The 23,057-nt window shown below is 73.0% G+C and carries 22 protein-coding genes; 9 read left to right on the top strand and 13 right to left on the bottom strand.

Annotated elements, in window-relative coordinates:
• Positions 1–58 precede the first annotated feature (58 nt).
• From CP982_RS11165 to CP982_RS11150, 5 genes are all read left to right on the top strand, one after another.
• Positions 59–613 (top strand): SigE family RNA polymerase sigma factor, encoded by a 555-nt coding sequence (locus tag CP982_RS11165; protein ID WP_150510378.1) that lies wholly within the window; start codon positions 59–61, stop codon positions 611–613.
• Positions 610–1,845, top strand: coding sequence for a WD40 repeat domain-containing protein (locus CP982_RS11160; protein ID WP_150510377.1), 1,236 nt, complete (start codon positions 610–612; stop codon positions 1,843–1,845). Before CP982_RS11165 ends, CP982_RS11160 begins: the two co-directional genes overlap by 4 nt.
• Before the next feature lie 84 nt (positions 1,846–1,929).
• On the top strand, positions 1,930–2,076 hold the full coding sequence (locus tag CP982_RS41655; protein ID WP_170316403.1) for a hypothetical protein: 147 nt from the start codon (positions 1,930–1,932) through the stop codon (positions 2,074–2,076).
• Positions 2,073–2,735, top strand: coding sequence for a hypothetical protein (locus CP982_RS11155; RefSeq protein ID WP_150510376.1), 663 nt, complete (start codon positions 2,073–2,075; stop codon positions 2,733–2,735). The genes CP982_RS41655 and CP982_RS11155 overlap by 4 nt, the downstream gene beginning before the upstream one ends.
• A gap of 122 nt (positions 2,736–2,857) precedes the next feature.
• Entirely contained in the window at positions 2,858–3,649 is a 792-nt protein-coding gene (locus CP982_RS11150; protein ID WP_150510375.1) for an SGNH/GDSL hydrolase family protein, read from the top strand.
• A gap of 112 nt (positions 3,650–3,761) precedes the next feature.
• Here CP982_RS11150 and CP982_RS11145 read toward each other — a convergent pair whose 3' ends face one another.
• Positions 3,762–5,597, bottom strand: a complete 1,836-nt coding sequence (locus tag CP982_RS11145; RefSeq protein WP_150510374.1) for an endonuclease/exonuclease/phosphatase family protein — start codon at positions 5,595–5,597, stop codon at positions 3,762–3,764.
• A gap of 323 nt (positions 5,598–5,920) precedes the next feature.
• Between CP982_RS11145 and CP982_RS11140 the strand changes: the two genes are divergently transcribed.
• On the top strand, positions 5,921–7,405 hold the full coding sequence (locus CP982_RS11140; protein ID WP_150510373.1) for a hypothetical protein: 1,485 nt from the start codon (positions 5,921–5,923) through the stop codon (positions 7,403–7,405).
• A gap of 13 nt (positions 7,406–7,418) precedes the next feature.
• On the opposite strand, the gene CP982_RS11135 is transcribed toward CP982_RS11140, so the two are convergent.
• From CP982_RS11135 to CP982_RS11120, 4 genes are all read right to left on the bottom strand, one after another.
• A complete protein-coding gene (locus CP982_RS11135) occupies positions 7,419–7,871 on the bottom strand; it encodes a hypothetical protein (RefSeq protein ID WP_150510372.1) in 453 nt (150 codons plus the stop codon).
• Positions 7,872–7,896: 25 nt separating this feature from the next.
• Positions 7,897–9,054, bottom strand: coding sequence for a S1 family peptidase (locus CP982_RS11130; RefSeq protein WP_229879502.1), 1,158 nt, complete (start codon positions 9,052–9,054; stop codon positions 7,897–7,899).
• A 61-nt stretch (positions 9,055–9,115) separates the two neighbouring features.
• On the bottom strand, positions 9,116–9,352 hold the full coding sequence (locus CP982_RS11125) for a hypothetical protein (protein WP_229879503.1): 237 nt from the start codon (positions 9,350–9,352) through the stop codon (positions 9,116–9,118).
• Between the two features lie 207 nt (positions 9,353–9,559).
• Positions 9,560–10,327, bottom strand: a complete 768-nt coding sequence (locus CP982_RS11120) for an SDR family NAD(P)-dependent oxidoreductase (protein ID WP_150510371.1) — start codon at positions 10,325–10,327, stop codon at positions 9,560–9,562.
• Positions 10,328–10,513: 186 nt separating this feature from the next.
• Between CP982_RS11120 and CP982_RS11115 the strand changes: the two genes are divergently transcribed.
• Positions 10,514–11,956 (top strand): alkaline phosphatase PhoX, encoded by a 1,443-nt coding sequence (locus CP982_RS11115; RefSeq protein ID WP_150510370.1) that lies wholly within the window; start codon positions 10,514–10,516, stop codon positions 11,954–11,956.
• Positions 11,957–12,006: 50 nt separating this feature from the next.
• On the opposite strand, the gene CP982_RS11110 is transcribed toward CP982_RS11115, so the two are convergent.
• The 8 genes from CP982_RS11110 to CP982_RS11075 all read right to left on the bottom strand — a co-directional run bounded on the left by CP982_RS11110 (position 12,007) and on the right by CP982_RS11075 (position 20,672).
• Positions 12,007–13,230, bottom strand: coding sequence for a TerD family protein (locus CP982_RS11110; protein WP_150515418.1), 1,224 nt, complete (start codon positions 13,228–13,230; stop codon positions 12,007–12,009).
• An 80-nt stretch (positions 13,231–13,310) separates the two neighbouring features.
• The gene (locus CP982_RS11105) at positions 13,311–14,300 is read right to left on the bottom strand and encodes a zinc-dependent alcohol dehydrogenase family protein (protein ID WP_150510369.1); all 990 of its coding nucleotides are present in this window, start codon (positions 14,298–14,300) and stop codon (positions 13,311–13,313) included.
• Positions 14,297–15,127 (bottom strand): carbohydrate ABC transporter permease, encoded by an 831-nt coding sequence (locus CP982_RS11100; protein WP_150510368.1) that lies wholly within the window; start codon positions 15,125–15,127, stop codon positions 14,297–14,299. The genes CP982_RS11105 and CP982_RS11100 overlap by 4 nt, the downstream gene beginning before the upstream one ends.
• Positions 15,124–16,074, bottom strand: a complete 951-nt coding sequence (locus CP982_RS11095; RefSeq protein WP_150510367.1) for a carbohydrate ABC transporter permease — start codon at positions 16,072–16,074, stop codon at positions 15,124–15,126. The genes CP982_RS11100 and CP982_RS11095 overlap by 4 nt, the downstream gene beginning before the upstream one ends.
• The gene (locus tag CP982_RS11090) at positions 16,071–17,441 is read right to left on the bottom strand and encodes an ABC transporter substrate-binding protein (protein WP_150510366.1); all 1,371 of its coding nucleotides are present in this window, start codon (positions 17,439–17,441) and stop codon (positions 16,071–16,073) included. The genes CP982_RS11095 and CP982_RS11090 overlap by 4 nt, the downstream gene beginning before the upstream one ends.
• 136 nt (positions 17,442–17,577) lie before the next feature.
• On the bottom strand, positions 17,578–18,339 hold the full coding sequence (locus CP982_RS11085; protein WP_150510365.1) for a DeoR/GlpR family DNA-binding transcription regulator: 762 nt from the start codon (positions 18,337–18,339) through the stop codon (positions 17,578–17,580).
• A gap of 213 nt (positions 18,340–18,552) precedes the next feature.
• Entirely contained in the window at positions 18,553–19,761 is a 1,209-nt protein-coding gene (locus CP982_RS11080; RefSeq protein WP_150510364.1) for an alpha/beta hydrolase family protein, read from the bottom strand.
• A 101-nt stretch (positions 19,762–19,862) separates the two neighbouring features.
• Positions 19,863–20,672, bottom strand: a complete 810-nt coding sequence (locus CP982_RS11075; RefSeq protein ID WP_150510363.1) for an NAD-dependent epimerase/dehydratase family protein — start codon at positions 20,670–20,672, stop codon at positions 19,863–19,865.
• A gap of 256 nt (positions 20,673–20,928) precedes the next feature.
• Here CP982_RS11075 and CP982_RS11070 point away from each other — a divergent pair, with 256 nt between their 5' ends.
• Both CP982_RS11070 and CP982_RS11065 read left to right on the top strand, forming a co-directional pair.
• A complete protein-coding gene (locus tag CP982_RS11070; RefSeq protein WP_150510362.1) occupies positions 20,929–21,891 on the top strand; it encodes a 5-dehydro-4-deoxyglucarate dehydratase in 963 nt (320 codons plus the stop codon).
• A complete protein-coding gene (locus tag CP982_RS11065) occupies positions 21,888–23,054 on the top strand; it encodes a hypothetical protein (RefSeq protein WP_150510361.1) in 1,167 nt (388 codons plus the stop codon). The genes CP982_RS11070 and CP982_RS11065 overlap by 4 nt, the downstream gene beginning before the upstream one ends.
• Positions 23,055–23,057 lie beyond the last annotated feature (3 nt).

Here is a 23,057-nt window from a genome sequence, read left to right as displayed (position 1 = left end):
CGCGCACGTCATCCACAGCAGAGGGGGCAGCGAGGCCGCCGGAGAAGAGAAGGTGACGATGGATGCCGAAAGCCAGGAACGCTTCCGGGAGTTCGTGGAGAGCAGGTCCGGCGCTCTGCTGAGGACCGCCGTCCTGCTCAGCGGCGGCGACCGGCACGCCGCGGAGGACCTGCTGCAGACCGCTCTGGTGAAGGTCGCCGACCGGTGGAGCAGGGTCGACGAGCCGGAGGCGTACGTACGGCAGGTCCTCTACCGGCAGCAGGTCGGCCGGTGGCGGCTGAAGTGGCCGCGCCGCGAGGTGGCCGTCGCCGAGCCGCCCGAGCGGGCGGACGACGGCGGTGAGGGAGCCGCCGAACTGCGCGTCGTGATGCGCGGCGCGCTCGCCCGGCTCACCGCGCGCCAGCGCGCCGTGCTCGTCCTGCGGTACTTCGAGGACCTGCCCGAGGCCGACGTGGCCCGCATCCTCGGCTGCTCCGTCGGCACGGTCCGCAGCACCACGCACCGTTCGCTCGCCCGGCTGCGCGCGCTCGCGCCCGAGCTGGCGGCGCTCGGCCCGGCGACCGCCGGGATCGCCCCGCCCCGTGGCATCTCACCTGTGGAGGTACGTCCGTGAACGTGGAACAGCTGGTGCGCGAGACGCTCCAGGAGGAGGCCGCGGCGAGCGGTACGGCGCGGGGCGACCTCGCCGACCGGGTCCTGACCGCCCGGCGGCGCCGCAACCGGCGCGGCGCCGCCGGAGCCGTCGCCGTGGCGGCGGCCCTGGTCGCCGCGGCGGTGACGGTGCCGGAGCTGGGTGACGACGCGGAGGCCGCGAGCCCGGCGAGCGAGTCGATCACCGGGGACGTGGTGGCGCACCCCGACCAGTCCCCGCCGCGTGACATGGTCGCGGCCGGAGGCACCGCCGTGTCGGGGTACTTCACCAGCCGCACGGTCAAACAGCCGGGCGGCGACGAGCTGTTCACCCGCCACTACACCGTCCTCGACCAGAAGGCCGGCCGGTACAAGGCGCTCGACACGAAGTGGGCCTGGGTCGACGTGGCACCCGGAATGCGCACCGCCGCCGTCCTGGAGGGCGAACTGCCCGCCCGGCGCATCGGCATGCTCGACCTCATCACGGGGAAGGTCGAGCGCTGGATCCCCGTCGAGCGCCCGGTCGCGGGCGTCGAATGGTCCCCGGACGGCAAGCGCCTCGTGGCGACCGCCTACAGCAAGAACCCCGACCGGCTCATCGACAGGTCCGGCGACCACCCGGCCAACGGCGCCCAGCCGCACGGCAGCCGCACCGGCTTCTACCTCGTCGACGCGGGCTCGGGCGAGGTCGGACCCTTCCGGAAGCTGCGGCAGCCTCCGCCGTCGACCGAGTGGAGCGGCTACGACGGCAACCCGCGCGAAGACGTCGACTGGAGCCACGACGGCACCAAGCTCTACGTCGAGCAGCTCAAGCCCAGCAACGGAAAGTCCGACAGCCGCGCCTGGTACACCACGTCCGGCGCGAAGACGACCGCGCCCGCAGGCGAGCGGTTCGGGGGCTGGTCCCGGGCCGGTCTCTCGCCCGACGGAAAGCTCGTCGCGTCCGACGGCGACTCCGGCGGATCGAGGCTCGTGGACCCCAGGACCGGCAAGAAGGTCGGCCTCGTGCCCGGCATGCAGCCGCTCGCCTGGGCCGACAACAAACGCCTCATCACCATCGGCTGCGACCCCAAGAAGTGCAGCGGCAAGAACGAGTTCCGCAACCAGCTGCTGCTCGTCACCGTCGGCAGCAAGAAGGCCGTGCCGCTGAGCGGCTTCCGCAAGGCGTCCAGCGACTACCTCGGGCGCTGGGTACCGCTGACCGCCGCCCGCTGAGACGGGGGTGCCAACACGCCCGGCAATGCGTCACCATGGCGGGAGCCAGGCGCACAGGTCCGTACCCCGTGTACAGGAGGCAGCATGAGGCTGGGCAAGGCACTCGCCACCGGAATCGCCGAGGAAGAGCCCCGCGGGAGCGCGGCCTTCGACGAAGAGACCCCCGAACCCGCCCTCGACGCCGAAGAGCTGGAAGCGGCCGTCGCGCGCGAGGTGCCCGTCGGCCGATGAGCCCCCGGCTTCCCGAGGAACGCCCGAAGGAGCCGCCGACCGGATACAAGATCGCCCACCCGATGCTGTCCCACGACGGCACCCGGGCCGCCTTCACCGGCATCTCCCTGGGCGGCAGCCTGCCCTACGGCGTGCTCGACGAGGCCCGCTGCGCCTACGGCCGGCGGCACCGCGCGCCGCACCGGCGCTGCGACTGCGGCTTCCACTGCGTGCACGCGCGTGCCGAGGCCGAGGGGCTGCTGTGCACCGCCGAGCACCGCTCGGCCGCCCTCCTGCGGGTGGCGGTGCTCGGCGCGTACATCCGCTTCGAGCGGGGCTTCCGGTACGCGCGCCAGCGGGTCCGCGCGCTGACCGTGCAGCCCTGCGACTGCGGAGCGGCCGCCACCGGGCTCGCCGACGCGGGCTGGGGCAGGCCCGGGTGGCGCGCCCTCGAAGGGGTGTGCGGCCGGTGCGGGCGCGGCGGCGGCCGCGCGGCGGTGACCCTGCCCGGGTTCGCGGCCGCGGCGGGCGAGGGGCTGCGGGTGACCGCCGCCCCCGCGGTGCCCGGAGCGGTCCCGGCGGGCCTCGGCCTGCCCGAGCTGGCCGCCGAGGCGGCACTGCTCCAGGCCCGGCTCGACTGGTTCCAGAGCGAGTTGGGGAGGCTGCGGAAAGCGGACTAGACCACCCTGCGGGACCGGCCCAGGGGGCACCCGGGCGGGGTGGGGCGCGCGGTGGCCGGAGTGCGCCGAGGGGCATCGACGCCTCGTTGACGGAAGCCTCGTCTCCGCAGGACCCTCGGGCCATGACCTCGCATCCGTACGCGCGGTACGTCGCCGTCGGAGACAGCCGTACCGAAGGGCTCGGCGACGGTGACGAACACCGTGGCTACCGCGGCTGGGCCGACCGGCTCGCGGAGATCCTCGCCGTCGGCCACCCGGACTTCTCGTACGCCAACCTCGCGGTGCGCGGCCGCGTCACGGAGCAGGTGAGGGACGACCAGCTCCCGTCCGCCCTGGCCCTGAAGCCGGACCTCGCGACCGTCGTGGCCGGGGTCGACGATCTGGTCGGCCCTGGCTACGACGCGGCCCGCACGGCACGCGCCATGGAGGAGATGTTCGCCGAACTCACCGGGGCGGGCGCGTGCGTGGCCACCGTGACCATCCCCGACATCGGCCGCATCGCCCCGCTCGCGCGCCGCGCGCAGCCCCGCGTGATGGACCTCAACGCCCGCATCCGGGCGGCCGCCGACCGGCACGGCGTCGTCGTGCTCGACCTGTTCCCCATGCGGATCACGGCCGACCCGCGGCTGTGGAGCCGCGACCGGATGCACGCGAGCCCGCTCGGCCACGCCCTGATCGCCGAGGGCGTCGCCGACGCGCTCGGCGTCCCCGGGTACGCGCACTGGGCCCGCCCGCTGCCGCCGCTCGCCCCGGTCTCCGCGCTCGGCGGCGCGGCCCAGGAGGTGCGGTGGCTGGCCGGGGCGGCGGGGCCCTGGGTGCGGCGGCGGGCCCGGCGGTGGCGCGTGCCGCGGAACGACGGACACACCGCGAAGCGGCCGGGGCTCGACGTGGTGACGCTGACGGAACGGGCTTGACGACGGTCGAGGCCGACTTCGACGAGCCGGACCTCGACCGTCGCCGCGGCCGGGGACGCGGTGACGGCGAGCGGTACCGTGCGGCGGTACCGGTTCGCCTTCGGGGTGGGACCTACGGCTTGAAGCGGACGATCTGCGGGTCGTGGTCGCTGTTCTGGGCGCTGAACTCGGCGTTGATGTGGACGCTGTCGTAGGCGAAGCGGCCGACGCCGGGGCTCACCAGGATCTGGTCGAGGACCTGGGAGTTGCCCTGGTAGACGTAGGAGTAGCGCTCGGCGCGCGGCAGGGACTTGATGCCCGCGCGCAGCGCGCCGCCCGCCTCCAGGGCCCGGGTGGCCGGGGAGAACTCGAAGTCGTTGATGTCGCCGAGGACCACGACGTCCGCGTTCCGCTCGACCGCGCGGACCTTGCGCGCGAAGGCGTTGACCGCCTCGGCCTGCTTCACCCGCTGGACCTCGGAGGAGCGGGACGGCGGCTGGTGGTGGGAGGTCAGGGACTCGTCGCCGCCCTTGGACGCGAAGTGGTTGGCGACCACGAAGACGGTCCTGCCGCGGAAGGTGAACTCGCCCGCGAGCGGCTTGCGGCTGTTGGTCCACGCCGCGTTCGCCGGGTCGATCCGGCCGGGCGAGTGGGTGAGGGCCGCGCGCTTGCCCCGGCGCACGACGTCCGTCGCCGTGGTCGCGTCGCCGCCGTCGCGGTCGGTGAACGACACGCGCTCGGGGTTGTAGAGGAACACCTGGCGGATGTTGCCGCCGGGCTCGCCGCCGTCCTTGTTGTTCTCCGGGTCGACCGAGCGCCACGCGTAGCGCGGGCCGCCCGCCGCGGCGATGGCGTCCGTGAACTTCGTCAGCGTCTGGTCGGCGGCCACCGTGCCGTCGTTCTTCGCGCCGTTGTTGTCCTGGATCTCCTCCAGGGCCAGGATGTCGGGCGAGGCGAGGTTGGTGACGACGGCCTGCGCGAGCGCGTCGAACTTGGCCTGCGGGTCGCCCGGGTCCAGGTTCTCCACGTTGTACGTGGCCACGGCCAGCTCGCGCTCGCGCTGCGGCCGGGTCCGCTCCCGCTCCAGGCCCTTGCCCACGACCTTGCCGAGGGAGCGCGCGGTGAGCGTGTACCCGCCGAACTGGTTGAAGTCCAGCGGGCCCTCGGTGACCCCGGTCAGGACGTCCCCGACGTCCGCCTTCGGGAACGGCTGCTCGGAGACCGGCGCCAGCTGCTGGATCTGGAGCCGCCCGGTGTTCTGCGCCTCGTACGAGCCGTAGCGCGCGCCCCCGCGCCGGGTGGTGTTCTCGTGCGGTTTCACGGTCACCCACAGCTCGTTGTACGGGTCGCTCGCGCCGACCACGCGCGAGGAGCCGACGCGTACGTTCATGCCTTCCAGGGACTCGTAGAGGTCCAGGGCGTACGAGCGGGGCCGCAGCGGCAGCTTGTTGACGCTGTTGCCGTCGGCCGGGTCGCCCGCGGGCGCGTACGCGGACGGCACCGACTTGGCGTTGATCGTGACCGGGGCGGGCAGCTCGTTGCCGGACGACTCGACGGTCACGGTCGGCTTGGTGATCTGCGTGAGGGACTGGTTGCCGGAGCCCGCGCCGCCGGGCACGTACTCGGTGACCGTGCCGGAGACACGGACCGCGTCGCCCGTCTTCACGGTCGGGTTCGCGCCGGTGTAGACGAAGACGCCCTCGCTGGTGGCGCGGTCGCCGTCCGCCTTCGGGTCCTGGATCCAGAAGCCCTTCGAGCCGTACGCCCGTACTCCGGTGACGATGCCCGGCACGTCGGCGACCTGCTGCCCCGCGAGCGGTGAGAGGCGCGTGGTGCCCTGGATGTCGTGCACGCGCACCTCGCCGGCGTCCGGCGCGGCCGTCGAGGAGGCCGCCGAGCTGGTCGCGGCGAGCAGACCGGCCGCGAGGGCGGTGGCGACGACCGTGCTGACGGCGGCGGATCTGGCCATGCGGGATCGGGATATGTGGGACATCGAGGACTCCGGGAATCGGGGATGAATCGGGGATGAGGGGCAGAGGGTCACACGGCTCGGGGAGGTGGCGCTCTACGCGCGTCAATCTCCGGTGTGAGCAGGGGAGTTGTCAAGGTCGGGCCGGTGTCCCGCGCCTGTACGTTTTCTGACAGGGACATGAACCCCAGCAAAGAGGGGCAAGCCCGGAACGCCACGGGGCCCTGCGGCGGAGGCGGAGCGGCGGGCGGCGGGCGGTCAAACCCGTCTAGGCTTCACGCAGCAGACCCGTACCCCGTCAGGCCCGTCAGGAGAACCAGCCGATGTCCCAAAGCCCCGCCACCCTGCCGCCGGTGCTGCTGCACTCAGAAGCGGAGCTCGCGCGGGACGCGCTCGCGACCCCCCTGCTCGGCCGCGCCGTGCGGCTCGCCCGCTGGGCCGGGCCCGACACACGGGTCGGCGCGGGCGGCGAGCTCGTCGACGAGCAGCTGCCCGCGGCGGCGGCCGAGCTCGGGCTCGTCGACGGGGTCGACGGCCTGGAGGCCGGGGACGCGGCGGCGTACGCGAGCGAGGCCTGGCGGGTCGCCGTCGACACCGGGCTCGTCGAGGTCGAGGACGCCGACGAGGACGACGCCGAGGGCACCGTGGCCACCGGCGAGGAGCTCGCCCTGATCACCTCCGGCGGGCCGCAGGACGTGCTCGGCATCTGGCTCGGCGCCCTGGACACCGTCTTCGCCGACGCGACGGTGCCCGACCTGGAGAACCTCGTCGACGTCATCCAGGGCGGCGGCGAGATCGACTTCGCCGAACTGGGCTGGGACCCGCAGGCCGAGGCCGAGTTCCTGGAGGGCGTCCTCGGCAATCTGTATCTGCTGACCGTCAGCGAGGGCGCACCGGAGGACGGCGCGGTGCCGCTGCCCGCGCTCGCCGCCTCCATGATCGTGCCGGACGACATGGGCGAGCCCACCGACGACATCCTGGAGCAGGTCTCCGACGCGATGATGCGGCTCGACGACCAGTTCCGGATGCTCGAACCCGTCGGGCTCGTCGCGTACCGGCCCGTGGACGAGGCCCTCATGGCGGACGTCGACGAGGCCGAGGCCGCCGCGGCCGCGGGGGAGCCGCTGCCGGACGTCGACGACGAGGACGTCACGCGGTACGGCATGGTCCGCCTCACGCCGCTCGGTCTGTACGGGGTGCGGGCGCGGATGCTGGACGCCGGGGTGGACGCGCCCGCCGTCGGCGACCTCGCGGACAAGGGCGCCGACTCGCTGCTCGACGCCACCGCCGCCTTTCCGCGCGCCGCCGCGCAGGCCGAGATCGAGCAGTGGCTCGACGGGCGCGAGCCGCTGGCCGCGGCGCGCGATCTCCTTGCCGCCGCGCGCGGGGCGGACGAGGGGGCACCGCTGCGGCGGCTGCACTGCCAGCAGGCGCTGTCCCTGGTCGGGGGCGCGGCCGAGCCCGCGCTTCGCGAGGTCCTCGACGACGCGGAGCTGGGTGGCCTCGCGCGCGTGTGGCTCGCCGAGCACGGGGCCGCGGACGTGCCCGCCCCCTCCGAGGGCCTGGTCTTCTGGCTGACCATCGACACGGTCGCCGCGCAGCTGGCGGCCGAGGGGAACTCCGACGAGCTGCGCGACCTGGTCGAAGGCCTGGCCGCACAGCACAGCGGGTTCTTCGCCGCGGCGTGGCGGGTCGACCACCCCGCCACGGCGGAGGTCCTGGAGGCGATGGGGCGGCTGCACTCGGACAAGAAGGTCGCCAAGGAGGCCCGCAAGGCGGCCTTCAAGGCCAGGTCACAACAGCCTTAGCCGCACCCGGGCGCTAGCACTCGTAGCGGGTGGTGTGGCGGAACGAGGACGTGGCGCCCTCGAAGCCGTACGTGCCCCGGTACGCGGGCGGATTCTGGTACTGCCCGACGATCGTGATCGTCGACGCACAGGACCCCTGCCCCGCCCGCTTCGCGTCGAGGCGCAGCGTGTCGCCGATGTGGCCGCCCGTGATGTCCCAGGGCGCACCGCAGATGCCCGCGGTGATCCGGCCGCCGATGACGACGTGCGGGTAGGTGTTGGGGTTGTACTTCACCTCCATCTCGAAGGTGACCTGCCCGTTGTGGAGGCTGAGCTTGCAGGCCGTCGCGACGGCCTCCGCGGAGACCTCCAGCTGTGCGGGCGCGGCGAACGCCTCGTCACGGGTCTTGACCTGGGCGCCCTGCGGGTTGAAGAAGTGGTGCTCCGCGCGGGGCCTGTCCTTCTGCTTGCGTGCTTGGGTGGTCATGGGGTGGGCCCTCCCTTCCCGGCCGTCAGGCCAGCTGCTCCGCCATCTCGACGCGCAGCAGCGCGCGGACGTTCTCGATGTGGTTGATCACGGTGACGGTCGACGAACCGGCGAAGAGCAGCCCGAGCGCGACGTTGTCGAAGGACGTCACCAGGGACCCGGAGTCGCCCCCCGCGGAGATGTTCGTGGTGAGGATCTGGTCCTTGAACCGGGCGGTGCCCGCCGTGCCGTAGTTGACGTCGACGGTCGCGTCGACGGAGATGATGCGGCCGAAGCTGATGTTGGTGGTGCGGCCGGACTTCTTCACGCGGTCGCCCACCGCCACATTGGTCTTGCGCCGCCAGGCGCGCGGCGCCCCGCTGAAGTACTGCTCGCGCGTGGCGTCCTGGAAGTCCACGGCCGCGAGGGCCGCGTCGACCACGTTGTTGTGCCGGTCGAGCGGGATCTGCGGGGCGAACTGGATCGTGATGAAGCGCTCCAGGGTCGCGATGCGGTCCGCGGGGTCCTGGCCGCCGTCGAAGACGCCGGGCTGGACGACGGGGCTGCCGAGCTGGGCCCGGTTGGAGTCGGCGAGCACGTGGTTGTTGGACAGGATGTAGAACTTCGCCGGTACGCCGAGGCCCGCGGCGGGCGGGTCGACGGAGGCGCCGGGCAGGAAGTCGTAGACGACGCTGCCGAGCGTGCCCGCGGTCACGCGGACGTTGCCGACGGAGAAGCCCGAGGGGCACGGCCGCATCCGGCGCTTGAGCAGCTGTGGCTCGAAGGCGCCGAGTCCGCCGGGCTCTTCGAGCCGCGGCTGGCCGACGCCGCCGAGCTGGTCGCCGATGGCGCCGTCGCCGTCGTACGCGCGTCGCCCGCGGTTCTCGGCCCGTACGCCGGCGCGCTGCTGCCGCTGGGCGGCGATGTGGCCGACGGCGATGATGTCGGTGGGCGTCCCGTCGTCCATCTGACGCGGAATCACATCCCGTTCGGGAAGCAGCGACTCCGGTACCTTCTGGGTCACGAAGACCAGGACGGCGGGCTCGCCGGTGGGCTGCCCGTCGGTCCACTTCACGCCGTGCCCGAAGCCGACGACGTTCGCGAGCGGCTCCTCGCGGCGCAGGAAGTCGCCGAGCGCCTGCTGCCGGGAACTGTCGCTGAGGGTGCCGCCGGTGGGTCCGCGCATCCATTCGGACTGGCTCACGCCAGACCACCCCATTTCCTGAGTTTCCCCTGGCTGGAGGTGTGCGGTCCGGATCGCGCCGTCAGGGGCCGCCCTGCGCGCCGACGTCGCCGATCGCGAGCACGCGCACGGGGACGCCTTCGAGCGTGTCCGGGACCACGTCTTCGTTCCGGAGCCGGTCGCGAGGCACTCGGCGGGTGACGAAGACGATGATCACGTCCGCGCCCGAGTGTTCGTCCCTCCCGATCCCGACCCCGGTCACATTGGCCAGCCTCATCAGCTGGTCCTCGTGCAGGTGGCGTGCCTGGCGTGCGTCCACTCCGGCTCGCCTCCCGCGTGGGTGATGCAGGTAGGGGTCTGTTTATTGCCGGGGGCATCGGCGGTCAAGGCGGTCTGCGGTAAATCATGGCTTTACAGCCGTTCCATGCCTGTTGACCTTGTTTACGAAGACCCTCCCGACCAGTTACGTGCCGGTCATCTTCGTACACCTGAGCGACGCACGGGTGAGCCCCCCCCGGCGGAGTGCTCAAGTCCGCAGATACGAGGCGCCGTTGAGGTCCATCACCGTGCCGGACGCCCACTCCGCGGCGGGCGAGGCCAGCCAGAGGACCGCCGCCGCGATCTCCTCCGCGGTGCCCGCGCGTCCGAACGGGCTCTGCGCCCGGATGGCCTCGCCCTCCGCACCGCTGAGGCGGTGCGCGACGCGCTCGGTGGCGAAGAAGCCGGGCGCGACCGACGCCACCGCGATGCCGTGCGGGGCGAGCGCCACCGCGAGGGACTGGCCGAGCGCGTGCACGGCCGCCTTGGTCGCGCCGTACGCGGGGTGGTCGGGCTCGCCCCGGAAGGCGCCGCGCGAGCCGACGTTGAGGATGCGGCCGCCCGTGCCCTGGCCGATCATCCGGTGCGCGGCGAGGTGGCTGAGGTTCGCCGTCGCCAGCAGGTTGACGGCGGTGTGCCGCTGCCACAGGGCCGCCCAGTCCTCGTACGAGGTGGTGGCGGGCGGGTGCGGCAGGTTCACGGCGGCGTTGTTGACGAGCACGTCGATGCCCCTGAGCGCCGCGGCCGCGCGGTCCGCGACGTCCTTCGCCCCGGTGGGGTCCGACAGATCGCCGCCGACGAGCGCGTGCCCGTCACCGGCGAGCGAGTCGAGCGTCTCGCGCGCCTCCTGCTCACGGGCGCCGAAGTGCACCGCGACCCGGTCGCCGTTGTCCGCGAACGCCCGGGCGAGGGCCCGGCCGAGGCCGCGTGAGGCACCGCTGATCAGCACGCGGCGGCCGGTGTTCTGCACAGTCATACGGATCTCCCGGTCCCTGATGTCCCTTGGAACGCCGTACTCCGGAAGTCGACCGCCGAAGTCGGGCAGTGTTCAACCGCCGTTTATACGTGAGCGGGAATCTGACGCCGACAGCGGCCCGGCGGTACGCACGCCCAGGACGGGCCCGAACGCCAGCATTCGCTCCCTCAGGCCCGAGGAGAAACCATGTCGTCGCTCACCCGCAGGGACTTCGCCAGACGATCCGCGCTCACCGGGGCGGGCGTCGCGCTCGTCGGCAGCGTCGGCGCGCTCGCCACCGCGCCCGGCGCCCTCGCCGCACCGGACCTCGACGCGGCCGACGCGCACGGCCACGGCGGGCCCGGCTACGGCCCGCTCCTGCCCGACCCGAAGGGCCTGCTCGCCCTGCCCGCCGGATTCTCCTACCGCGTCCTCACGTACAGCGGCAGGACCAAGCTGGAGACGGGCGAGTTCACGCCCTCCAACCACGACGGCACCGCGACCTTCGACGGGCCGCGCGGGGTGACGCTGCTCGTCAACAACCACGAGCTGAGCGGCGCCCGCACCAAGTGGAAGCACCCGGTCCCGCTGACCGAGGGCCTCGTCTACGACCCGGCGGCCTCCGGCGGCTGCACCGTCGTCGAGCACCGGCGCGGCGGCCAGGTCGCCGAGTGGGTCGGCGTCGCGGGCACCAGCACCAACTGCGCGGGCGGGTCCACCCCCTGGGGCACCTGGCTGACCTGCGAGGAGACCGAGGACAAGGCCGGCCAGAACGGCATGACCAAGGACCACGGCTACGTCTTCGAGGTCGACCCCTACGACCGGCGCGCCAACCGCGCCCCCAAGCCCCTCAAGGCCCTGGGCCGCTACGCCCACGAGGCCGTCGTCGTCGACCCCAAGCGCGGCCACCTGTACCTCACGGAGGACGCCTCGGGGCCCAACGGCCTGTTCTACCGCTGGACCCCGCCGCACGGCTTCAAGCACGGCCGCGGCAAGCTGCGCGCCCTCGCCGACGACGCGGGCGTCCTGAAGGCGCCCAAGTGCTTCGACTCCGGCGGCCGGTTCGTCGACGACCTGTCCCGGGCCACGCGGATCGGCACCGTCTACGGCGTCGACTGGGTGGAGGTCCCCGATCGCGACGCCCGCACGGTCCCGGTCCGCAAGCAGTTCACCACCGGCGCCGTCACCCGCGCCCGCAAGCTCGAAGGCATGTGGTGGGGCGACGGCGGCGCGTACATCGTCTCCTCCTACGCCCGCGAGGAGAGCCCCGGCGCGCAGCACGACGGGCAGGTGTGGTTCTACCACCCGGGCCGCCGCACCCTGACCCTGAAGGTGCTGCTGGGCGTGAACCAGGACCCGGGCAAGGACGGCGCCTTCGACGGCCCGGACAACATCACCGTCTCGCCGTACGGCGGACTGGTCATCGCCGAGGACGGCGACGGGATCCAGCACCTGTTCGGCGCCACGGACCGCGGCCGCACCTACCCGATCGCCCGCAACGAACTCAACGAGGGCACGCCGGAGAAGCCCGCCTACAGCGAGTTCACCGGCGTCACCTTCTCGCCGGACGGCAGGACGCTGTACGCCAACATCCAGACGCCCGGCATCATGCTCGCGATCACCGGACCGTGGCGGCGCCAGCGCCCCTGACCTCACCCGGCGGATCCCGGATCGGGGCGGGCGCCGGCGCCGGCGCCCGCCTACAGGGCCTGTGCGGCGGGCTTCACCATGCCACGGACCGTGCGGGACTTGACGAAGTCGCCCATGGCGGTCATCTCCCACTCGCCGGAGAACTGGCGGATGAGCTTGGCCATCATGACGCCGGTCTGCGCCTCCGCGTTCGTCAGGTCGAAGCGGACCAGCTCCTCGCCGGTGGCCGCGTCGATGAGGCGGCAGTAGGCCTTGGCGACCTCCGTGAACTTCTGGCCCGAGAAGGAGTTCACGGTGAAGACCAGGCCGCTGACCTCCTGGGGGAGACGGCCGAGGTCCACGACGATCACCTCGTCGTCACCGCCGCCCTCGCCCGTGAGGTTGTCGCCGGAGTGCTTGACGGAGCCGTGCAGGATGGACAGCTTGCCGAAGTAGCAGCTGTCGATGTGGTTGCGCTGCGGGCCGTACGCGATGACCGAGGCGTCCAGGTCGATGTCCTTGCCGCGGAACGCGGGCTCCCAGCCGAGGCCCATCTTGACCTGGGAGAGCAGCGGGCGGCCGCCCTTGACCAGGGACACCGTCTGGTTCTTCTGGAGGCTGACGCGGCCCTTGTCCAGATTGATCTTCCCGGCGCCGGGGGCGGGGGCGGCCGGGGCCGCGGGGGCCTGCGGGGCGGCGGGCTGCGGGGCCGCGGCGGGCGGCGGCGGGCCCTGGACCGGCGGGCCGGACGGGGGCGCCATGGTCGGCGCGGCGGGCTGTGGGGGCGCGGCGGCCGGGGCGGGCTCCTCGACCGAGACGCCGAAGTCCGTCGCGATGCCCGCGAGGCCGTTCGCATAGCCCTGGCCGACCGCGCGGGCCTTCCAGGCGCCGTTGCGCAGATAGACCTCCACGATGACCAGGGCCGTCTCGGCGCCGAGCTGGGGCGGGGTGAAGGTGGCGAGCACCGAGCCGTCGTCCGCGTTGCGGATGGTGGCGGTGGGCTCGACGCCCTGGAAGGTCTGGCCTGCCGCGTCCGGGCTCGCCGTGACGACGATCTTCTCGATGCCGGGCGGGACGGCACCGGTGTCCACCGTGATCGCGTCCGGCGTGCTGCCGCCGCCGGAGCGGTACGTCACGCCGGGGCCCGTGGGCTGGTTGTAGAAGATGAAGTCGTCGTCGGAGCGCACCTTGCCGTCGGCGGTGAGCAGCAGGCCCGATACGTCTAGCCGCACGGGGGCGGAGACGTCCACGGCGACGCGGGTCGCGGCGAGCGGGATGTTCGAGCCGGGGGTCATAGCTGTCATGCCTGGGGTAACGAGCGGAAGGACTTTGCCGTTCCCTTACCCCGGCCCGATTTCCCCGTCCTTGACCCCGGCTAGGGAAGCACCACGATCTTCCGGCCCTCGCCCGCGGCGAACCTGGCCAGGGCCTGCGGGTATTCCGTCAGGGGCAGGCGGTCGCTGATGAAGACGTCAGGGTCGAGCACTCCGTTCGCGAAGAGTTCCGCGGCGCGCTCGTAGCTGTGCAGGACGGCCATGGAGCCCGTGATGGTGATCTCCTGGTTGTAGATGCGGTAGGGGTCGATCGTCACGCGCGTGTCGTAGTCCGCCACCCCGAACTGGAGGAAGGTGCCGGCCTTGGCCACCCTCCCCAGGCCGTCCTGGATCGCCGCCGCGTTCCCCGTGGCGTCGACGACGACGTCCCACCGCCGCGGCCGGTCGAGCTCGTCGGCGTGCGCGGCCGCCCCCGTGACACCGAGCTGCTCGGCGGTGGCGAGCCGGTCGGGGTTGAGGTCGACGACGTCCACGCTCGCCGCGCCCGTCCGCTTGGCCAGCTCCAGCATCATCAGGCCCATGGTCCCGGACCCGTAGATCAGCACGTGCGCTCCGAGCCGCGCGCGCAGCACGTCGTAGCCGCGCACCGCGCAGGAGAGGGGCTCGATGAGCGCCGCGTCCTCGGTGCGCACGTGCTCGGGAAGCCGTACGCAGTTGGCGACGGGAGCCACCGCGTACTGGGCGGCGCCCCCGGCCCGGGTGACGCCGATCGCCGCCCACCGCTCGCACAGGTTGTTGTGGCCGGTGCGGCAGTAGCGGCACTCGTAGCAGTAGAGGGAGGGGTCGACGGCGACGCGGTCGCCCGTCCGCACCTCGGTGACGGCGGTGCCGACCGCCACCACCGTGCCCGCGAACTCGTGCCCCGGCACGACGGGCAGCGTCGGCGCGAACTCGCCCTGGAGGATGTGCAGATCGGTCCCGCACAGGCCGCACGCGGCGACTTCGACGACGACGTCGCGCGGCCCGGGCGTGGGGTCGGGCACCTCGCCGACCACCGCGGTGCCGACGGACTCGATGATGGCGGCCTTCACTTGACGGCTCCCAACGACAGGCCCTGGACCAGTTTGTCCTGGGCGGCGAACCCCGCGGCGAGCACCGGCAGGGAGATGACGAGCGACGCGGCGCACACCTTGGCCAGGAACAGGCCCTGGCTGGTGATGAAGCCGGTCAGGAACACGGGTGCGGTCTGGGCGACGACGCCGGTGAGCACCCGGGCGAAGAGCAGTTCGTTCCAGCTGAAGATGAAGCAGATCAGGGCGGTCGCGGCGATGCCGGGCAGGGCGATGGGCGCGACGATGCGGGTGAGGATCGTGGGCAGCCGCGCGCCGTCCACATGGGCGGCCTCGATGACGGCGACCGGCACCTCGGACAGGAACGACTGCATCATCCAGACGGCGATCGGCAGGTTCATCGAGGTGTAGAGGAGGACCAGGAGCCAGATGTTGTCGAGGAGGCCGGTGTTCTTCGCGAAGAGGTAGATCGGCAGCAGGCCCGCCACCACCGGCAGCATCTTCGTGGAGAGGAAGAAGAACAGGACGTCGGTCCACTTGCGCACCCGGCGGACGGACAGCGCGTACGCGGCGGGCAGCGCCAGGACCAGGACGAGCAGGGTGGACGCCGTCGACGCCACCAGGGAGTTGATCAGCGAGGGCCAGGGGCTCGCGCCGCCGTCCGCGCCGAAGAACTCGCGGTAGCCGTCCAGGGTGAGCGACGCGGCGAGCGAGGGCGGATTGGTCGCCGCGTCCTCCTCGGAGTGGAAGGACGTCAGGGCCATCCAGGCGATCGGCAGGAAGAACACGATCCCGGCCAGCCAGGCCGTCAGGCCCAGGCCGAGCCGCTTCGCCCTTACGGTGTTCATGCGCGGGACGCCTCCTCGCGGAACAGTGACGACACCACGCGCAGCGCGAAGGTCGCGATGACGATCGAGCCGATGACGACGAGCACACCGGCGGCGGACGCCAGACCGTTCTCGTGGGCCTGGTAGAAGCTCTGGTAGACGGTGTAGGGCAGGTTCGCGGTGCCGAGGCCGCCGGAGGTGATCGTGAAGACGGCGTCGAAGTTCTGCACGATGTAGATCGAGCCGAGCAGCCCGCCCAGTTCGAGGTAGCGGCGCAGATGGGGGAAGGTCAGATGGCGGAACACCTGCCAGTTGCCCGCGCCGTCCATCCGGGCCGCCTCGATGAGTTCGGGGTCACGGCTCTGCAGCCCGGCCAGCAGGATCAGCATCATGAACGGCGTCCACTGCCAGATCAGGGCCAGCTCGACGGCGAGCAGCGGGGTGTTGGAGATCCAGTCGGGCTGGGTGGCGCCGTCGCCGCCCACCCAGTGCAGGACCCCGTTGAACAGGCCGTACTCGGGGTTGTAGAGGACGTGCTTCCACAGCAGGGCCGCCGCGACCGGGACGAGCAGGAACGGCGCGATGAGCAGGGTGCGGACCACGCCCCGGCCGCGGAACCTGCGGTCCAGGAGCAGCGCGAGGCCGAGCCCGATGACGAGGCTCGCGAGGACCACCGTCGCCGTCAGGACGATCGTCGTCAGGACGGACTTGCGCAGGTCGGCGTCCGTGAGGACCTCTTGGTAGTTGGCGAGGCCGGTGAAAGCGCGCGCGTCGGGGTAGAGCGCGTTCCAGTCGAAGAACGAGATCACGAGCGTGGCCACGAACGGCAGCTGGGTCACGGCGATCATGAAGATGAGGGCGGGGAGCAGCGGGGCCCGGGTGACCCAGGCGCGCAGCCGGGGCGAGGGGCGCGGCGCGGCGGCGGGCTCCGCCGCGTGCGCGGGGGTGGCGGTCGTCGTGGCGGTCATCGTCCCTCGTACTCCTCGGAGATCTTCTCGGCGAGGTCCTGGGCCCTGCCGAGGGCCGCGTCGACGGAGGTGCGTCCGGCGATGGCCGCGCTGATCTCCTGCGAGACCTTCGTGCCGAGGTCGGTGAACTCGGGGATGCCGACGAACTGGATGCCGGGCGCGGGCCGGGGCTGCACGCCCGGGTCGCGCGGCCGCGCGCCCGCGATGGCGGCGCGCGTCACGCTCTGGAAGGCGGCCGCCTCCTTGCGGTAGCGCGGGTCGGCGTACGTGGAGGCGCGTTTGCCCGCGGGCACGTTGGACCAGCCGATCTTCTCGCCGACGAGTTCCTCGTACTCCTTGCCGGATGCCCAGGAGATGAACTTCCAGGCCTTGTCCTGGTTCCGGGAGGCCTTCTGCAGGCCCCAGGCCCAGGTGTAGAGCCAGCCGGAGCTCGGGGTCCGCTCCACGGGCGCGGCCACGTAGCCGATCTTCCCCTTGACCGGCGACTTGGCGGATTCGAGCGAGCCGGCGGCGGCCGTGGCGTCGTACCACATGGCGGTCTTGCCCTGGGTGAGGTTGTTGAGGCACTCCGCGTACCCGGACTGCGCCGCCCCGGACTGTCCGTGCTCGCGTACGAGGTCCACGTAGAAGCGGGTGGCCCGCTCGAAGGCGGGGGAGTCGAGGCGCGCCTTCCAGTCCTTGTCGAACCAGGTGCCGCCGAAGGTGTTCACGACGGTCGTCAGCGGTGCCATGACCTCGCCCCAGCCGGGCAGGCCGCGCAGGCAGATGCCCTTCATGCCGTCCTGGGCACCGTCGACCTTCGCGGCGAGGTCGGCGACCTGCCGCCAGGTGGGGCGCGCGGGCATGGTGAGCCCGGCCTTCTCGAAGACGTCCTTGCGGTACATCAGGAAGGACGACTCGCCGTAGAAGGGCTCTCCGTAGAGCTTGCCGTCCTCGCCGGTGAGGGACTGGCGCATCGGCGGCAGGATGTCGTTCTGGTCGAAGGCGCGGTCCTTGCGCGCGTACGGACCGAGCTGGCGCAGCCAGCCGTTCCTGGCGTAGATGGGGATCTCGTAGTTGCTGAGCGTCGCCACGTCGTACTGGCCCGCCTGGTTGGCGAAGTCCTGGCTGATCTTGTCGCGGACGTCGTTCTCGGGCAGCACGGTGAAGTTGACCTTGATGCCCGTCTCCTCGGTGAAGTGGGCGGCCGTGAGCTTCTGCAACTCGATCATCTGCGGGTTGTTCACCATCAGGACGTTGACGGCGTCGCCGCCGGATCCGGAGCCGCCCGCGCCGGCCCAGCAGCCGGACAGCGGCGGGGCGAGCAGCATCCCGGCGGCGGCAGCGGCGAGCAGGGGCCGCGGCCTCCGTCGGCTCTGGGTACGCATGAATCGCTCCTGGGATGAAGGGGATATATGGGGCACCGCAGGGCGTGCGGGGGCCCGGATGAGGAGGGGGACGCTCAGCCGTCGCCCGGGACGCGCGCGTCGCTCGGGCGCGGTCCTGGCCTCGGCCGGGCGGCGCTCAGACGCGGATGACCTGCGGTCCGAGGAGTGCGTAGCGGTGGGCTTCGGACGCGGGCAGGCGGGTGCTCGTGACGATGGCCTCCAGATCGCCGACGGACGCGAACCTGCAGAAGCTCGCCGCCCCGAACTTGGTGTGCACACCTGTGAACACGACCCGTCGCGACGCCCGCATCGCCTGCGCCTTCACCTCGCTGACCGCCGGGTCGGGGGTGGTGAGCCCGTGTTCGCGGGAGATGCCGTTGGAGCCGATGAAGGCGAGGTCGATGACGAAGCCCGCCAGCATGCGGGTCGTCCAGTGGTCGACCGTCGCGAGGGTCCCGGAGCGGACCCGGCCGCCGAGGAGCAGCACGGTGACGTGGTCGGCCGCGGCGAGGCTGCTCGCCGTGGCGAGCGACGCGGTGATCACGGTCAGCTCGCGGTTCTTCGGCAGTGCCTCGGCGATCAGCTGCGGGGTGAAGCCCTCGTCGACGAACACGGTCTCGGCGTCGCCGAGCAGCTCGGCCGCGGCGGCCGCCACCCGCCGCTTCTCCGGCACGTGCATGGTCGTACGGAACGCGAGGGTGGTCTCGAAGCCCGAGCTCTCCACCGGATAGGCGCCGCCGTGGGTGCGCCGGACCAGACCGTGGTCCTCCAGGGCGCGCAGATCGCGGCGCACGGTCTCCTTCGCGACGCCCAGCTCGACGGCGAGCGCGCTGACGTCGACGGACCCCGAGCGGCGGGCCGTGCGGACGATCTGCCGCTGTCGCTCCTCCGCCGTCATGGCGCTCCCTCTTCCCCTGGCTCGAACCGGGTGCCCGTTCGGGCCCGTGGGGACGTTTCTACAGGGCGATCAGAGGGCTGAACAGGCGGAAAGCGGACTCGATGATGCCCGGATGTGCCCGCCCGGGGCGGCCCTGACCTGCGGTACGCGCGGCGGGCGTGTCCGTTCGCGGTGCGGACGGCGCCCGTTCACCGCCCGCACCGGGTGCACGGATCAGGGCTGGTGGAAGGTCACCTCCGGGTTGCCGGGGGTCGGGCCTTCCAGGAGCGGTCGCTTGATGCCGCGCAGGTGCTGGTCGTAGAAGGCGCCGATGTAGGCGCGGGTGATCTCCGCGGAGCGCTTGCCGGAGATCGGCGCGTCGGGGTCGACGTCACCGAGCTGCTGGAGTACGACCGGGGCGTCGGTGAACGTGAAGTGCCCGGACCCGGCGACCGCGAGCCAGCGCTTCCAGCCGTCCATCAGGGGCCAGGCGCCCGCCCAGTCGTAGGGGTCGTCCGGCTGCGTGGTCTGCTGGGTGCCGAGCATCAGGAAGGGGCGGCCGCGCAGGCCTTCGGGCTTGATCTGGATGCCGCCGTCCATGTTCGTGCCCGCCCGCACCCGGCGGTCGGTGTTCATCAGGGCCATGGTGGCGGCGCCGCCGATGGAGTGGCCGCCCGATCCGATCCGCTCGGGGTCGATCATCTTCGCGCGCCGCCAGGCCGGCTCGGCCCCCTCGGTGGACTCGCCGGCCTTGCCGGACTTCCCGCCGACGAGGCGGTCCAGGACATACGACAGGTCCTGGGCCCGGTTCTCGGTGATGCGTGACCCCGGAACGGTCGAGTCCGGGTCGCAGCCCAGGCACGGCGGCATGCGGCCGCCCTCGAACTCCCCGCCCGCGGCTTCGTGGGCGTGGTCGACGGTCGCCACGACGTAGCCCCGGCTCGCCAGGTCCTCGGCGAGGTGCGTGAGCGTCGAGCGCGGCGCGGTGAAGCCGGGCGAGAGGAGCACGAGCGGGAACCTGCCCCGCGCGGCGGGCGCCCCGGCGCGGGCGTAGGTGCGCGTCGAGCTGTAGGCGGCGGGCGAGACGTCGAGCTTGTAGTACGTGATCAGGGCGCGCGCGGAGGCGAGGGACGTGTACGCGGTGGCGCGCCCGCCCTCTCCTGACGCCGGGTAGTACACCGACGCCATCAGCTCGCGCGGCTTCGTCGGGTCCCACAGGTCCTTGCGGCTCTTGTCGACGAGGTGCAGGGTGTCGCGGCCGACGGCGTACTTGCCGGTGGGGCGCGGGAGTTCGGGCCGGGTGGCGGGCGCCTCGGCGGTGGTCCGGTCGGGGGCGGAGGGCGCGGCGAGCGCCCCCGAGGCCCCCGCGAGCGGCAGGGCGAGGGCCAGCGCGAGCACGGTCGCGGCGGCACGGCCGCGCGCGGTGTTTCGGGTCCCAGTCATGTCAAGTCAGGCTAGGGGGCGTGCTGTTCGCACACGTCAGCCGACGGTCTGACCCGGGCGCGACCCCAGGCTGACGAGGGCGTCCCCTCCAGGGAGGAGGCTCAATACGGCCACACTGGCGGGTTCGTGCAGAAGCGGCCGCCGAGGTGGGCGTGGTCGGGGTTGGCGGGGTCGAGCTCCCCCTGCTCCGCGACGAGCTTGGCCGCGAACCGCTCGGAGTCGTCACGGGGTTCGTACCCGAGCGCCCGCGCGGGCTCCAGGTCCCACCACAGCCGGGTGTTGGCGGACGAGCCGTACACGACGGTGTGTCCGACGTCCGGGGCGGTGAGCGCCGCGTGGAAGAGCCGCGCGCCGTCGTCGGGGGACATCCACACCGACAGCATCCGGACGTCGACGGGCTCGGCGAAGCAGGCGCCGATCCGCACGGACACCGTCTGCACGCCGTGCTTGTCCCAGTAGAACTGGGCCAGGTCCTCGCCGAAGGACTTCGACAGGCCGTAGTAGGTGTCGGGGCGGCGCGGCGCGTCGACGGGGATCAGCGGGTCCGCGCCGACCGGGCGCGGGGTGAAGCCCACCGCGTGGTTGGAGGAGGCGAGGACGACGCGCTCCACGCCCTCCTCGCGCACCGCCTCGTAGAGGTGGTACGTGCCTTCGATGTTGGCCTTCAGGATCTTGTCGAAGCTGGACTCCAGGGAGATGCCCGCGAGGTGGAGCACCGCGTCCACGCCGCGCACGGCCTCGCGAAGGGCCGCCCGGTCGGCGAGGTCGACGGTGAGCGCGTCGGGCTCGCCCTCGACCGGGCGCAGGTCGAGCAGGCGCAGCCGGTAGCCGTACGCGGGCAGCAGGTCGCGCATCAGGGTGCCGAGACCGCCGGCGGCGCCGGTCAGCAGGACGGTGCGGGGAGCGGGCATGCGGCGGTCTCCTTGGGGTGGGGCGGCGGGGTGGCGCCGACGGGAGTGGCGCGCCACGTGCGTGCTTGTGTCCAGGATTCACATCCATGGACACGCTAGGGAGCGGCGGGCGGTGCGGTCAAGGGGGGCGCGGAGCCCATGGATCCGTTCCTGAGTTGCGTGTTTGCGCGCTTGACCCGCGCGAAGAGCCGCCCTAGCGTGGGCGCGTTCAGGGACATGGACGTGAATCAGAAACGTGCACGCTAAGGGAGAGCCCGTGACGTCAGGCAGGTCAGGTCGGTCAGCATCCCTCGCCTCCCGGCTCCGCGTTCCCAGCGGGCCGCTGTTCTTCCCCGTCACCCCCTTCGGGCCCGGCGGATCCGTGGACGTCGAGGCGCTGCGCACGCATGTGCGCCGGGGGGTGGAGGCGGGTGCGGCGGCGGTGTTCGCCTGCTGCGGCACGGGCGAGTTCCACGCGCTGACGCCCGAGGAGTACCAGGAGTGCGTCGCCGCCGCCGTCGCGGAGACCGCGGGCCGCGTCCCGGTGGTCGCGGGCACCGGGTACGGCACCGCGCTCGCCGTGCGGTACGCGCGCCTCGCCGAGGACGCGGGCGCCGACGGGCTGCTCGCGCTGCCGCCCTACCTGGTCGTCGCCGCCCAGGAGGGCCTGCTGCGGCACTACGCCGAACTGGCCGCGGCGACCTCGCTCGACGTCATCGTCTACCAGCGCGACAACGCCGTGTTCACGCCCGGCACGGTCGTCGGGCTCGCCCGCACCGAAGGGGTCATCGGCTTCAAGGACGGCGTCGGCGACCTCGACCTGATGCAGCGGATCGTCAGCGCCGTACGCACCGAAGGCCCCGGCGACTTCCTGTACTTCAACGGCCTGCCCACCGCCGAGCTGACCGGCCTCGCCTACCGCGGCATCGGCGTGAGCCTGTACTCGTCGGCCGTGTTCTGCTTCCTGCCCGACCTCGCGCTGGCCTTCCACCGCGCGCTGAACTCCGGCGACGACGCGACGGCGGCCCGTCTGGTCGACGGCTTCTACCGGCCCTTCGTGGAACTGCGCGCCCAGGGCAGGGGCTACGCGGTCTCGCTGGTCAAGGCGGGCGTGCGGCTCGGCGGCCTTGACGTCGGCGGGGTACGGCCGCCGCTGCACGAGCCGGCCGACGACCACGTCAAGCGCCTGGCCGAACTCATCGAGCGGGGCCGGGCCCTGGTGGCGGAGGCCGGGGCGTGAAGGCGGCCGCGTTCCTCTACCCCTGGGACGTCGTCGGCGACCCCGGAGCCGCCGACCGCGTCGCCGCCCTCGGCGTGCGCCAGGTGACCCTCGCCTCGGCCTACCACTCCACCCGCGCCCTCACCCCGCGCCATCCGCGCCACCGCGTCGTCACCGCGGAGCACGCCGCCGTCCTCTACCCGCCGGGCGAGCGCTGGCGGGGTCGGGCGCCGCGGCCGCACCCCGCGGGGGACTGGGCGCCGGGCGACGCCTACGGCCGGGCCGCGCGGGCCCTCGCGGCCGCCGGGCTCGACGTCCACGCCTGGGTGGTGCTCGCCCACAACTCCCGCCTGGGCGCCGAGCACCCGGACACCAGCGTGGTCAACGCCTACGGCGACCGCTACCCCTGGGCGCCCTGCGTCGCGAGCCCCGACAACCGCGCCTACCTCGTCGACCTCGCCGCCGAGGCGGCCGTGCGGCCGGGGGCGGCCGGGGCCGAACTGGAGTCGTGCGGCTGGTACGGCTTCGCGCATCTGCACGCCCACGACAAGGTCGCGGGCGTCGGGCTCGGCGAGGCGGGCCAGTACGCGATGTCGCTGTGCTTCTGCGCCACCTGCCGCGCCGGGTACGCCGAGCACGGCCAGGACCCCGACCGGCTCGCCGCCACCGTGCGCCGCGGCCTGGAGCCGATGTGGCGCGGCACCGTGCCGGAGCCCGGCTGGGCGGGCGTGGAGAAGCTCATCGGCGCCGCGGCGGCGGCCGCCACGCGCGCGTGGCGCGAGCACAGCGCCCGCACTTTCCAGGAGGCGGCGGTCGCGGCCGTGCGCGCCGAGGCGCCCGCAGGCTTCCAAGTGCTCCTGCACGCGGACCCGGTGGCCTACCGCTGCGGCGCCAACGCCGGGGTGGACCCCGAGCACGTCCTGTCCGTGGCCGACGGCGTGGTCGTGCCCTGCGCCGGGGGCGCCGAGCCGCTCGCGCCCTTCGCCGCCCACGCGCGCGAGGGCACCGTCGTCGCCGCCAACCTCACCGTGGTGGCGGGCCTGGGCGGAAGCCCCGCGACGCTCGCCGCCGACGCCCGGCGCGCGGCGGCGCTCGGCGCCACCGAACTGCGCCTCTACCACGCGGGCCTGGCATCCGACGAGGACCTCGCGCACGTCAGGACGGCCCTGTCGCGGCTCGCCTGACAG

Origin of the sequence: Streptomyces spectabilis (assembly GCF_008704795.1) — a bacterium.
Lineage (GTDB): Bacteria > Actinomycetota > Actinomycetes > Streptomycetales > Streptomycetaceae > Streptomyces > Streptomyces spectabilis.
Note: the sequence above shows the minus strand (reverse complement) of the source record. Positions and strands in the feature narration are given on the sequence as shown.

What these genes read in the sequence shown, in the direction of transcription:
- CP982_RS11165 (WP_150510378.1), top strand. Translation starts at nt 59, where the DNA reads ATGGATGCCGAAAGCCAGGAACGCTTCCGGGAGTTCGTGGAGAGCAGG.
- CP982_RS41655 (WP_170316403.1), top strand. Translation starts at nt 1,930, where the DNA reads ATGAGGCTGGGCAAGGCACTCGCCACCGGAATCGCCGAGGAAGAGCCC.
- CP982_RS11155 (WP_150510376.1), top strand. Translation starts at nt 2,073, where the DNA reads ATGAGCCCCCGGCTTCCCGAGGAACGCCCGAAGGAGCCGCCGACCGGA.
- CP982_RS11150 (WP_150510375.1), top strand. Translation starts at nt 2,858, where the DNA reads ATGACCTCGCATCCGTACGCGCGGTACGTCGCCGTCGGAGACAGCCGT.
- CP982_RS11145 (WP_150510374.1), bottom strand. Translation starts at nt 5,597, where the DNA reads ATGGCCAGATCCGCCGCCGTCAGCACGGTCGTCGCCACCGCCCTCGCG.
- CP982_RS11140 (WP_150510373.1), top strand. Translation starts at nt 5,921, where the DNA reads ATGTCCCAAAGCCCCGCCACCCTGCCGCCGGTGCTGCTGCACTCAGAA.
- CP982_RS11135 (WP_150510372.1), bottom strand. Translation starts at nt 7,871, where the DNA reads ATGACCACCCAAGCACGCAAGCAGAAGGACAGGCCCCGCGCGGAGCAC.
- CP982_RS11120 (WP_150510371.1), bottom strand. Translation starts at nt 10,327, where the DNA reads ATGACTGTGCAGAACACCGGCCGCCGCGTGCTGATCAGCGGTGCCTCA.
- CP982_RS11115 (WP_150510370.1), top strand. Translation starts at nt 10,514, where the DNA reads ATGTCGTCGCTCACCCGCAGGGACTTCGCCAGACGATCCGCGCTCACC.
- CP982_RS11110 (WP_150515418.1), bottom strand. Translation starts at nt 13,230, where the DNA reads ATGACCCCCGGCTCGAACATCCCGCTCGCCGCGACCCGCGTCGCCGTG.
- CP982_RS11100 (WP_150510368.1), bottom strand. Translation starts at nt 15,127, where the DNA reads ATGAACACCGTAAGGGCGAAGCGGCTCGGCCTGGGCCTGACGGCCTGG.
- CP982_RS11095 (WP_150510367.1), bottom strand. Translation starts at nt 16,074, where the DNA reads ATGACCGCCACGACGACCGCCACCCCCGCGCACGCGGCGGAGCCCGCC.
- CP982_RS11090 (WP_150510366.1), bottom strand. Translation starts at nt 17,441, where the DNA reads ATGCGTACCCAGAGCCGACGGAGGCCGCGGCCCCTGCTCGCCGCTGCC.
- CP982_RS11085 (WP_150510365.1), bottom strand. Translation starts at nt 18,339, where the DNA reads ATGACGGCGGAGGAGCGACAGCGGCAGATCGTCCGCACGGCCCGCCGC.
- CP982_RS11080 (WP_150510364.1), bottom strand. Translation starts at nt 19,761, where the DNA reads ATGACTGGGACCCGAAACACCGCGCGCGGCCGTGCCGCCGCGACCGTG.
- CP982_RS11075 (WP_150510363.1), bottom strand. Translation starts at nt 20,672, where the DNA reads ATGCCCGCTCCCCGCACCGTCCTGCTGACCGGCGCCGCCGGCGGTCTC.